Below are 12,433 nucleotides of genomic sequence, written 5' to 3'. Positions count from 1 at the left end.
CGGAGTTTGTCAGGAATTGGTAGGATTTGACTCCCCCGCATCCAATCAGTAGCTCTACCTCTAATAAACTTATACACGACGCTGCACCTAAATGCATTTCGGGGAGTACGAGCTATCTCCCAGTTTGATTGGCCTTTCACCCCTACCCACAGGTCATCCGAAGACTTTTCAACGTCAACCGGTTCGGTCCTCCACTTTGTGTTACCAAAGCTTCAACCTGCCCATGGGTAGATCACAAGGTTTCGCGTCTAATACTACTAACTAAGCGCCCTATTCAGACTCGCTTTCGCTCCGGCTCCGGACCTGAAGTCCTTAACCTCGCTAGTAACATTAACTCGTAGGCTCATTATGCAAAAGGCACGCCGTCACCCAACTTGTGGGCTCCGACCGCTTGTAGGCGTACGGTTTCAGGTTCTATTTCACCCTTCTATTCGAAGTGCTTTTCACCTTTCCTTCACAGTACTTGTTCACTATCGGTCTTTCAGGAGTATTTAGCCTTGGAGGATGGTCCCCCCATATTCAGACAGGATTTCACGTGTCCCGCCCTACTCATTTATCACTTAAATATGCCTTTCATATACGGGGCTATCACCCTCTACGGCTGTTCTTTCCAGAACATTCTATTAAACATATAAAAGCTTTTGGGCTAATCCGCGTTCGCTCGCCACTACTTACGGAATCTCTTCGATTTCTTTTCCTCCGGGTACTTAGATGTTTCAGTTCTCCGGGTTTGCTCTCCTTGCGGAGTGACATGTCTTCAACATGCCGGGTTGCCCCATTCGGACATCTCGGGATCAATTCGTGTGTGCCAATCCCCCGAGCTTTTCGCAGCTTACCACGTCCTTCGTCGCCTCTGAAAGCCTAGGCATCCGCCATACGCCCTTAACGATTTCTTTCCTAATATTATATTAGTTCAGTATTTTTTGATAAACTTTCGTCTATCGATATTTTTATAAACTCGGCACTCGAAAGTGCTCGGTTATCTCTTTGTGATATCTTTACCGTTAATGTCAATGATCTTTAATTCTTTTCAGAAATTCTGATGAACAAATATTGTTTTTGGCTCTATTCGTAACTTTTAAATCAGTTTTCCAAAACTGTGGAGAATAAGGGAGTCGAACCCTTGACCTCCTGCGTGCAAGGCAGGCGCTCTAGCCAGCTGAGCTAATTCCCCCTCTAGGTAAGATGTTAGATGTTAGTAATTAGATATTAGTAAAAAACTAACTTCTAAATTCTAATTTCTAACCTCTATTTCAATTAGTAGTCTCGGGCAGGCTCGAACTGCCGACCTCTACATTATCAGTGTAGCGCTCTAACCAGCTGAGCTACGAGACTCTCTCTAATTAATAATTATTAATTAATAATTGTTAATTATCTCTGTTCCCGTTTACTAATTTCTAGTGGGTTTTGTATTTTTATATTATATATCAACCAAATAAAAAACTAAAGCTTCTCTTTAAGTAAGTACTTATGTATCTTACGATACTAATTTTGTTTATCGTCTAAAGACGCTCTAAAATGAGATGTTCCAGCCGCACCTTCCGGTACGGCTACCTTGTTACGACTTAGCCCTAGTTACTTGTTTTACCCTAGGCAGCTCCTGTTACGGTCACCGACTTCAGGTACCCCAAACTTCCATGGCTTGACGGGCGGTGTGTACAAGGCCCGGGAACGTATTCACCGCATCATGGCTGATATGCGATTACTAGCGATTCCAGCTTCATAGAGTCGAGTTGCAGACTCCAATCCGAACTGAGACCGGCTTTCGAGATTCGCATCCTATCGCTAGGTAGCTGCCCTCTGTACCGGCCATTGTATTACGTGTGTGGCCCAAGGCGTAAGGGCCGTGATGATTTGACGTCATCCCCACCTTCCTCTCTACTTGCGTAGGCAGTCTCACTAGAGTCCCCAACTGAATGATGGCAACTAGTGACAGGGGTTGCGCTCGTTGCAGGACTTAACCTAACACCTCACGGCACGAGCTGACGACAACCATGCAGCACCTTGAAAATTGTCCGAAGAAAAGTCTATTTCTAAACCTGTCAATTCCCATTTAAGCCTTGGTAAGGTTCCTCGCGTATCATCGAATTAAACCACATAATCCACCGCTTGTGCGGGCCCCCGTCAATTCCTTTGAGTTTCATTCTTGCGAACGTACTCCCCAGGTGGCTAACTTATCACTTTCGCTTAGTCTCTGAATCCGAAAACCCAAAAACGAGTTAGCATCGTTTACGGCGTGGACTACCAGGGTATCTAATCCTGTTCGCTCCCCACGCTTTCGTCCATCAGCGTCAGTTAAAACATAGTGACCTGCCTTCGCAATTGGTGTTCTAAGTAATATCTATGCATTTCACCGCTACACTACTTATTCCAGCCACTTCTACTTTACTCAAGACCTGCAGTATCAATGGCAGTTTCATAGTTAAGCTATGAGATTTCACCACTGACTTACAGATCCGCCTACGGACCCTTTAAACCCAATAAATCCGGATAACGCTTGCACCCTCCGTATTACCGCGGCTGCTGGCACGGAGTTAGCCGGTGCTTATTCGTATAGTACCTTCAGCTTTCCACACGTGGAAAGGTTTATCCCTATACAAAAGAAGTTTACAACCCATAGGGCCGTCGTCCTTCACGCGGGATGGCTGGATCAGGCTCTCACCCATTGTCCAATATTCCTCACTGCTGCCTCCCGTAGGAGTCTGGTCCGTGTCTCAGTACCAGTGTGGGGGATCACCCTCTCAGGCCCCCTAAAGATCACTGACTTGGTAGGCCGTTACCCTACCAACTATCTAATCTTGCGCGTGCCCATCTCTATCCACCGGAGTTTTCAATATCAAATGATGCCACTTAATATATTATGGGGTATTAATCTTCCTTTCGAAAGGCTATCCCCCTGATAAAGGCAGGTTGCACACGTGTTCCGCACCCGTACGCCGCTCTCAAGATCCCGAAAGATCTCTACCGCTCGGCTTGCATGTGTTAGGCCTCCCGCTAGCGTTCATCCTGAGCCAGGATCAAACTCTCCATTGTATGTTTGTCTGACTCACTCAAAGTTTTGACGCTTTAGTTTTTCCTTACTTGGTTGTATATTATTTTTCAATGATCTCTTCTCTCTCGCTTTTTACGATACCTACATTTTCTGTCGTTTTCAGTACCGATTTGCGTGTGCAAAAGTAAAACTTTATTTCTAACTGACCAAATGTTTTTAAAAGAAATTTTAAAGTTTTTTGATGACCCTAAATCCTTATTTCCCACACTTGATTTATTCTACTCCGCTCCCGTTTTACCGGACTGCAAAGATAAGAATCTTTTTATTTCTCGCAAATTTTTATTTCAAAAAATTTAAAAGTTTTTTCTAAGATCTTTATCTATCCGTAGATAACATTAGTCTTATCGTTTCTGCCTTATTCAAAGCTCTTCTGCGCTACCGAAACTCTCTCGTTTTTCAGTGGGGCAAAAGTAGTACTTTATTACCACACAATCCTAATTTATTTAACATAAAATTCATATTTAATCAATATTCCATGGTAACTAGCTGGTTTCATGATTCAAAATTTTGAGCATTAGGTAGCAGGGGTTAGGTCAGGGGTTGCAGGTAGAAGGTTATGGGGTGTGTCGGAGAGTTGGAGAGCCATAGTGTTGGAGCCTTGGAGAGTGAAGATTGTGGGAAAGGCTTAAGTTCTGAAAGTATAAGAGAGAAGAAAGAAAAGGTTTCCAGAGGCAAATATCTATGGTAATATATAGAGAGAAGCGTTTTTATCGTAAAGGCAAACTAAGAGTTTTTAGTTGTATCCTTATATAAGACAAACAAAAGCGTTTTACTTAGTAAAGAAAAACAAATCAGAAAACAAAGGATTCAAACGTGAAAAGATATTCTTTTATATTATAAAAGACAACGTTCTTTAGGAGTGCAGGCTTTTATATATTGTTCTGTCTGTGATTTGCTTTTTGGAAGATTTATGTTTTAGGTGTCGCTCCGATGGAGCTTTGAATCTAACCAATTATTGTTTTGCTACAAATATAGCGCTCCTCCGGAGCGCTACATTTATTAGTATTTAATGGAATAGCCCAGTTTATTCAAACGGGGATTAATATATGTTGTATAAATAAGTATTATACTTGAAATTTAAGCTCTAATCATTAAATAAATCTAAAGCTCTTATTACAGACTTTCGTTTTAGCCCCGATCGCAGCATTTGTTTGAGCTCATTTTATTTTTTCAAAATAAAATAGCGAGTGCGGAGAGCGGGAAATAGCTCACAAAAAAATACCTCCGAAAATATTCAGAGATAAAAGTATGTTTTCAAGTTTTTTATGATAGAATCAGAGGAAACGTTTGGCGAGTACTTTATATACATAGTATCCAATTAAGCAGCCAATGGTGTCGGCAACGATATCGAGTGTTTCCATTGATCTGCCGAGTTTCATTTCTTCCTGCAGAATTTCTGTGAGGAATGCATAAATAAGCATAATCTGAAAGAAATAGGAAAATCTGATTTTTGGAAAGGCAGCGATAAAGCAAAAACCCAAAGCTGCAAATATGCTTAAGTGCAAAACCTTGTCGATACCGTCGAACATAAAGAAGTATTCTTGGTTCTCGACACCGGGACGCAAAAGCATATAAGTAAGAAATGCCCAATAAATGGGCAGTATCTTAATAAATATGTTTGAAATTTTATCCAATGATTGCTTGATATTCTTCTGCTGAAAGCAATTCTGAATGATCTGCTCCTTCTGCAATTTCAAGCTTAATGATCCATCCGTTTCCATAAGGATCTGTATTTAACAATTCTGGCTGATCTTCCAAAGCAGAATTAAATTCTGTAACTTTTCCTGAAATAGGCAAGAATAAATCTGAAACCGTTTTTACAGCTTCTACACTTCCGAAAACATCTCCTCCATTCACATCATCATCTACTGTATCTACATCTACGTAAACAATATCTCCCAACTCTCCTTGCGCAAAGTCTGTGATACCAATTGTAGCAACGTTACCTTCGATCTTTACCCACTCGTGGTCTTTAGTGTACTTTAATTCTGACGGTGTATTCATTTTATTTTTTTTATGTTGACAAATTTATTCAAAATAGAGATATACTCAAAGAAAATTTTAAACAAGTTACAGGCTTAAACAATTTATCCAGATTATTCTTCTTAGTTTCTTATGAGATGTAAATCTAACTTTATTAAAGATTTTAAACTTTGATAAAGTAGTTGATGATTTTTCAAATTAAAAAAACAAAAGACACACAATACTGCGCATCTTTTATTCTTATTTAAATTAATTATTATTACCTACCAAAGATAATGATTGATAACTTATCATCCAATAGCTGTGATATAAAAAATCCCTTTCTTTTTACAGAAAAGGATTTTTTATTTGTTTTATTTATAAACCTCCAGAATCACCAAAAGTGAATGTCGCAGAAATCCCGGCTCTGATTGTTGACAACGGGAAAGCTGTTGAGATTTTGTATTTTGAAGTCATCTGTTCGTAGAATAATCTCAGATTCAGATTTTCAGAAACATTATAATCTGCGGAAAGCTTGATGTTCATTAATTTTTGTCCGCCCGTAATTTGAGAATCATTCAATAAGATATTCATAATACTTGTCTGGCTGTCTCGCAGAGAAATATCACCACGGATATTTAAATCTGATCCTTTTGCTCTTGCTCCTCTTTGGTTATTGGTTCCCAAGCGGAAGTTTCTTACGATGTATCCTAATCTTATCACATATTCTGTGTACGCATCTTCGGTAAGAGAGTGATTAACCAAACCAAGAATCATACTTCTTGTTTTGTTGTACTGCACCCCAAACTGCATATTGTTTCTCATCGTAACATCTACTCCGATCAATGGTGAGAAAGATTCTGTATAACTTACCTGAGAGAATGTATAAGGATTGATGTAATTATTATTCACATCTCTTAAAGAACTCGATGTATCATTTCTACTGTTGAAATAATCAATATTCGACTGTACTCCAGTTGCTGTATACGTTGCAGTATAACTGTGAAGAATGTCAAATTTGGTAAACTGTCCGTTAATGATCGGAATATTTCTAAGACCTGAATAGATAATTCTCCAGTTCGGAATCGGCAGTCCAGCTTTTTTTGCATTTCCTAAACGCTCAGGATTTTTACCTTCCATTGCAGCACGGAATGCAGGAATTAAAACATAAGCATTCGAAATACCGTGTCCTTCTGTATATCCATTCGGATTTAAAACTCCACCCATTTGTTGTGAAATCAGCTGAGCATTGGCTCTGATCGCATCATAAATCACAGTACTTTCTTTAAATGATGAATTTAAAAGAACCACCGTATTAGAATATGATACCATATCACTTGCAAAAGTAAGATTCGGGTTTGCATTTCCAAAATCATCTACATAATTGAATCCTGTGTGCGAGAAATTTCGGTTATAAGTCTGTAAAACATTAAAGCTTATATTAAAATCATTCACTGGAGCAACCTGTAAATCGGCCCTAAATTCTCGGGTAGACATCTTCATATAAGGATCAATCATAAATGGTGAATCACTTACCCAGCCTCTTTCCATCGATAATCGTCTGATGTCTGCCTGCGAACCAAAAAGGAAACCTAAAGAAGGACCACCTAAAGTCTGACCATAACCATATCCGTTCGGAGCAGACAATAAACCTGGAAGTACACTTCCGTTATTTTCTGTATAAGTTACATTTAACTGCTTCATAGAAGTAAGTACAAATGCTGCGCTCTGTAAAATAGAAAGCTTGTTTTTAAACTTATATTTTTTGTACGCATATCTGTTTTTCTCCCAAGCCTGATTAACTGCATTATTTAATGAATCTTGTTCCTGCTTACGTTTTTGAAGTGTTGTCGACATCCTTTTAAAATAACTAAACTGGCCAAAGAACTTCGGAAGATCTGCCGTAGCATTTGCCGAAATAACATTGGTGTTCTGCCCTATCGACCCTAAACTTCCTTCAGGGCTTGCAAGAAGCGCTGTAGATCTCGCATTCCAGTTATATGTAAATCCGTACCCCACTTCTGCATCAATAAAATCAAGATACGGAAGATATTGGAACGGTAATTTATAATTTAATTGAACTCTGTGATTATACAAAACAGGTCTTCCCGATCTGAACACATTTCCGAAAATCGAAGAATTATCCATCGTATTTACATCAACCTGATCATTTAATGTTCTTGTTGCGGAATTGATTTCTAATTTCAACGATTTAGTAAAATTAAATCCTAAACCATATTGCCAACCGAAGTAGAAGTTTCTGTTTTTCAAAGCTGCAAAATCATCATTAAGATTTCCGCTAAGAATAGCATCAATATTTCTAAATTCTAGTTCGTTATAATTTCTGTCTAATTCAGTTCTGAAAGATAACCTTGTAGGAACCGGGTTGAAATTAAATTCTTTTATCCATCTCAAATATTTTGTAGATTTTGCCGTATCACTGATCATTTTATTGAATGGCTTTACTACCCAAGGTTTGAATGTGTAGTTGTAATCTAAATATCCTCTAAAATACTGTCTGTAGTTTTTCTTGGTATAAATATCACGGTAATGATCGTCGTTATAAACAGCAGTTAATGAAAGGTTTTCCACATCATAAAACTTAGGCTTACTATTTGGTTTTACCCTTTCTTTATGCATGTTGACAACCCCAATACTTCTTTGCTGAGTATACGTTCTTGCTACTTTTTTAAGTTCTTCCTTGTTAGCAGCTTTACTAAACTCAACATCGGTATCTAAAGGATTGTACTTCGGATCTTCGATGGTTTGAGAATAAGAATAGTTCAACGGAATTTTCATCCCTGTTTTTTCAGGTAAGAATTTATCTACGTTTACGGCAGTATTGATACTGAAAGCCGACTGTGTCGCTTGACTTCTTTCTGCCGGTTTAGAATCTATATTTCCGAAACCTACGGATGAGTAAGAAGCACTTGTATTAACCGTTGCAAAATCTCCTAAGTTGAAATTTAAGCTTGCATTTCCTGCATAACCGCCATCATTTTCAATTTCAGAAAGACGAATTTCGTTTACCCAAAGAGTTACATTATTTGGAGTTTCACGACCAGTACCAACATTTCTTACACCAATCATAATCGTCGTAATATTTCCTAATGAAGGTCTACCTTTTATGTAGATTCCTTTATTACTATCACCAAATTGCGAATCTTTTTTTCTTTGAATAATATCGTTAGGCGACTCTCTGTCTCTTCTGATTTTTGCATCTACGAAATCCTGAATATTAAAATCAACATCATTTTCTGCAGGCCAAATTTCTAAAGGAGTTGTTGCAGTATTGGAAGTATATTTTACAGAAGCTTCATATTCGTAATAGTTATCAGTTGCGTCGCTACCAAATCTGATGAAGAATTTTGTATTAGGATCATAATCTGAAGCAATCGGATTATCTAGATTTTGACCATGAACAAATAATCTTAGTTTCTTATATCTTCTCATATCTAAAGATGTATTTTTAAATACTCCTTTAGCCTGATTTGTAATTTTTGTTGCTTTTAAATATAAAGAAGCTTCATTTTGTCTTTGTGCTCCTGCATTTCCACTAAGAACTTGTCTATCGATTCCAGGAGGAAGTACATAAGGTGGCTGGTTTAATGCATTTTCTTCGATGTTTACACTTCCTACCTCAAGTTCAGCAGTTCCTATATCAGTACCAATACCTTCATCATTAGAAGCTACTGTTGGACTTGCAATTTTACTGGTATATCTTCTCCAATCTGATCTAATCAAATCCATTGTACCAAATCTCAAGGTTGAAGTTTGATCAAATCCTGTTAATAATAATCTGGCAAATCTTACATTATTAAGTATGGATGCACTATTTGGATCACCAGGTTTAGCAACCGGAATTCTAAATAAATACCATTTCACATCATCTGTTTGCCCATTTTGGAAAGTAGCTGTTACCGTTTTCTGATCGATGATATAATTATTTGCTCCTAATCCTAAACTTGCTTGATCTAAATTAACAATATATTCATTATAGTTTTCAGTTTGATCCAAGTTATAATCTTTATTGATATCTTCTGCATCCGGAGTCTGCGAAGAAACTTCCAGTGAACCACTTCTTGAATTTCCTTCCGGACCTCTGAAATATTTGTATCGCTGAACGATAGACGCAGCCTGACTTCCTGTAAATTTATCTGACAAATAAAATACAAAATCATCAACTGCAGGGTCGGAAAGATTGGTTACCGGATTTACAAAAGTATTACCAAACCTCATCGCTTCCTGATCTGAACTTAATCCGTCATATCCTAAATCCTGTGCCGTTCTATCTGCACCTTCAGATGAAAACGCATATAGAATCGGAGGCTGTTTTGGCTGTATTCCCCAGTTGGAAGTTGTTGTCGTTGATGGGCTTCCTCCGGTAGGCAAACCATTTTCGTATTGCATTAAACCGTCTTTCAAAACGTCTTCCGAGACATTACCTAATTGTAGTAAAAGTTTAGGATTCGTACCTAAAGTATTTCCGTCTGCATAAGGATCCATCATCCAGAATTCTACGTATTCAATATTCGAATTCACAAAGTTAGTAACACTTATCGGACGCATAATTCCAGCCCATCTCTGCTGTGTCGTTTCAGTAGCCGGATTGGCATTGTAAGGCCCCTTTTCCTGAGGAAAATAAGAAATATCAAAAGTATTGGTAAAAGTCTGCTCTCCCGCTACAAAATCTCTGTTATTAAAAATTTCTGAGAATTGCACCCTTCTCGAAGCATGATTAGAAACCGATGCAGGAGTAATTCCTTGTGGAGCTCTACCTCCTACTCCCCAAAATCTTGGATCAATGTTATACCAGGTAAGTAAACCTCTTCCATAACCATTGGTTAAATTATCATTAGCGCCTGCTCCGGCAAAAAGCGGATTTCCTTGGCTTTTCTCTGGTTTAGAAGCCAAGCTCCAAGCTGTAGGTTCTTTTAATGAAATTTTTGAAGTGGTTTGTTCAAAATCATCAATGTATGATTGATCATTTGTTCCTTTATTAATTCCCGGAATTAAATAGGCACCTTCCATTTTAAAGTTTAAGTTAGAAGGAGCTTCAGTGTTGATTCCAGGAATTTTATCTGTTAATCTTGTCAGGAATGGCAACTGATTGTTGTACATCATATTCACTCCCGCCATTGTGTTGTTTACAGCTTCCTGGCCGTAATTTACTTTTTGGGTAAGTGGAGATTCAGAATAATTAACAACAGTTCCACCAAAAATAAAGTTTTCACTGACTCTTCTTTCTAAATTTAAACCTAAAAATCTTTTTCTCTGAGTATTGAAAGTCAGCTGATTTTCTAATGAAATATTAATAGCCTGACCCGATTGTTTTACTGTTTCATTAATGATGGTAACTGTTCCCAACATATAATCTACCGTATAATCAATACCTTCTGTAAGCTGCACTCCATTTGCAGAAACTTTTACAGAACCTTGAGGTACATTCACAGCACCCAAAGAAATTCCTTGCCCTTGAGCTCCTTTATAACGACCTTCCATCGTATATCGTAACGCAAGATTACTTTGGCTTGCCTGCTGTTTCTGTTGCGTATAAAGATCTGAAAATACGTATTGAGGATTACTACTGCCTAAAACCTGCGTCATATAACTTCCAAAAGGCTGTACCTTAGTAAACATAATCCGTCCTTGTTCTTTTTTGATCGTAATTCCTTCCACAAAATCAAAAACACCATCACCTAAAACTCCATTATTAGACTGTAAGTCGCCATTCACGTTAAGCCTATCCCAGTTGAAAAGTTTAAGCAAATTGGTACCTTCAACGGAAGTACCGGGTAAGTAATTTACCTTCCCTCCTGTTTTAGCGTCACGATAATATACATTTAAAATAAAACCGTCTCTGTCTACCTGTGCTGCGTCTAAAGAATAGAAATTCTTCATCATTAGATTCCACATTGGCGAATCAACTCTTGTATTGCTATTTGATCTTAATAATTTGGTGACCAAAACCGGGCTTTCTTCTGAGAACTCCCCTACTTTATAAACCTGATTGGTTCCGTTAACTGTATATGAAAATGAAACCGCCAAAAGCTGATTGTCATTTAGTTTTTGATTTAATGAGATATATCCCAATTGCGGATGAAAAGTATATTCATTAGCATCCATTCTTCTTGCTTTGGTACTCAAAACAAAATGCTCTCCATTTTCATAAGGTTGGGCACTTCCTGGAAACGTCTGTCCCTGAAAGTTTGTCAGATAGTTTTTCCCTTGTTCTCTAGGACTTCCAATGGCGTTATTAACCTGATTGTATAATCCGTTTTGAGAGTTATCCGGCGTTCCTGAAGCTCCTTCTCCTAAATCTCTGATCCCGATAATACTCTTCTGATAAGCTAAATTTGAATTCCCCTGATCTAAAACCCACACTTCCATTCTCGAAATACTGATTCTGGAATTGATCTGAGGATAATTAAGCAAAGCATTATCATAATTATTCAAGAAATATTGCCCGATAAAATAATGCTGGTTATCTTCATAATCTATAGCATTTATTTTAAAATTATTCATCGTTCCACCACCTTGTACGACGATATTTCTTGCTTCACCTTGTTGTTGCGAAAGCACTACCGTTCCGAAAGTTTTACCCAGCTGGAATTCAGATTTCACCCCAAATAAAGATTCAGAACCACGAATCAAACTTGTTGAAAGTGGCATATTCACATTACCAAACTCTATTCTTTTGATAATCTTGTCTTCACCTCCTGCATTGGGTTTATTCACATCATTCAAGCCTTTTGTCTGAAGATCTTTCCAGGTACCTTTTGACTGCCAAACCAAATTCATTCTATTCTCAAAAGCAAAACCGCTTTGAGTATCATAATTGGCTTTAAGCTGTAAGTTTTCACCAACTTTTCCAATTAATCCCAATTGAATTCTCTGGTCAATATCAAATGTAAAACTCGTTCTGTTTTGTGGTAAAATTAAAGGGTTATCGATTTTTTGATATAGACCTCCAAAATCAAATGAAGCATATCCTGAAGGAATAATTTCAATTTTATTACTTCCAAAAATAGATTCAAAAAGTCTGTTATTGATCGTTAAAGAAGGGATAAGACCTTTCTTTGCCGCATCAGATTTATCCTTTCTGAACATTAAGTTGTAGCTGTCAGATTTATCTCTATAAAAAGCTTTAGATTGCTCTGCAAGCATAAACTCTTTATAATCTTCCGGCGACATGGCAACAGGTGGTCCGGTAATTGTATTACCAATCTTAGGATATACGTAGTACATTCCGATTTTCACATCGTAATATGCTTCATAGTAAGTTGGGTCGGTAACTTCGTAATTCTTTTTTATAGAAACACCTTGCTGATTTTGCACCTGCCCAAAAACATTCATTGAGCAGAATAAAAACGACAAGAGTATATAGATGCTGAGAAACTTATTATTTTTCACCAAATG

General features: G+C 37.7%; 3 protein-coding genes, 2 tRNA genes and 2 rRNA genes (1 of these 7 only partly in view). All 7 read right to left on the bottom strand.

What is annotated here, in order from left to right:
• Positions 1 to 896, bottom strand: a 23S ribosomal RNA gene (locus tag FDY99_RS13720); it reaches 1,864 nt to the left of the window's first position.
• Between the two features lie 204 nt (positions 897 to 1,100).
• A tRNA-Ala gene (locus tag FDY99_RS13715) sits at positions 1,101 to 1,174 on the bottom strand.
• 87 nt (positions 1,175 to 1,261) lie between these two features.
• Positions 1,262 to 1,335 (bottom strand) — tRNA-Ile (locus FDY99_RS13710).
• A 181-nt stretch (positions 1,336 to 1,516) separates the two neighbouring features.
• Positions 1,517 to 3,033, bottom strand: a 16S ribosomal RNA gene (locus FDY99_RS13705).
• Together the 16S and 23S rRNA genes with 2 tRNA genes alongside form the textbook arrangement of a ribosomal RNA operon.
• 1,293 nt (positions 3,034 to 4,326) lie before the next feature.
• Positions 4,327 to 4,773, bottom strand: coding sequence for a VanZ family protein (locus tag FDY99_RS13700; protein WP_139422224.1), 447 nt, complete (start codon positions 4,771 to 4,773; stop codon positions 4,327 to 4,329).
• On the bottom strand, positions 4,679 to 5,056 hold the full coding sequence (gcvH, locus tag FDY99_RS13695) for a glycine cleavage system protein GcvH (protein ID WP_102981146.1): 378 nt from the start codon (positions 5,054 to 5,056) through the stop codon (positions 4,679 to 4,681). Before gcvH ends, FDY99_RS13700 begins: the two co-directional genes overlap by 95 nt.
• 336 nt (positions 5,057 to 5,392) lie before the next feature.
• Positions 5,393 to 12,427 (bottom strand): T9SS outer membrane translocon Sov/SprA, encoded by a 7,035-nt coding sequence (gene sov, locus FDY99_RS13690; protein WP_449384934.1) that lies wholly within the window; start codon positions 12,425 to 12,427, stop codon positions 5,393 to 5,395.
• Between the last annotated feature and the right edge of the window lie 6 nt (positions 12,428 to 12,433).

The sequence above is a fragment of the Chryseobacterium mulctrae genome, from assembly GCF_006175945.1.
Lineage (GTDB): Bacteria > Bacteroidota > Bacteroidia > Flavobacteriales > Weeksellaceae > Chryseobacterium > Chryseobacterium mulctrae.
Note: the sequence above shows the minus strand (reverse complement) of the source record. Positions and strands in the feature narration are given on the sequence as shown.

Coding starts and splice junctions, on each gene's coding strand:
- gcvH (WP_102981146.1), bottom strand. CDS start 5,056: ATGAATACACCGTCAGAATTAAAGTACACTAAAGACCACGAGTGGGTA.
- FDY99_RS13700 (WP_139422224.1), bottom strand. CDS start 4,773: ATGGAAACGGATGGATCATTAAGCTTGAAATTGCAGAAGGAGCAGATC.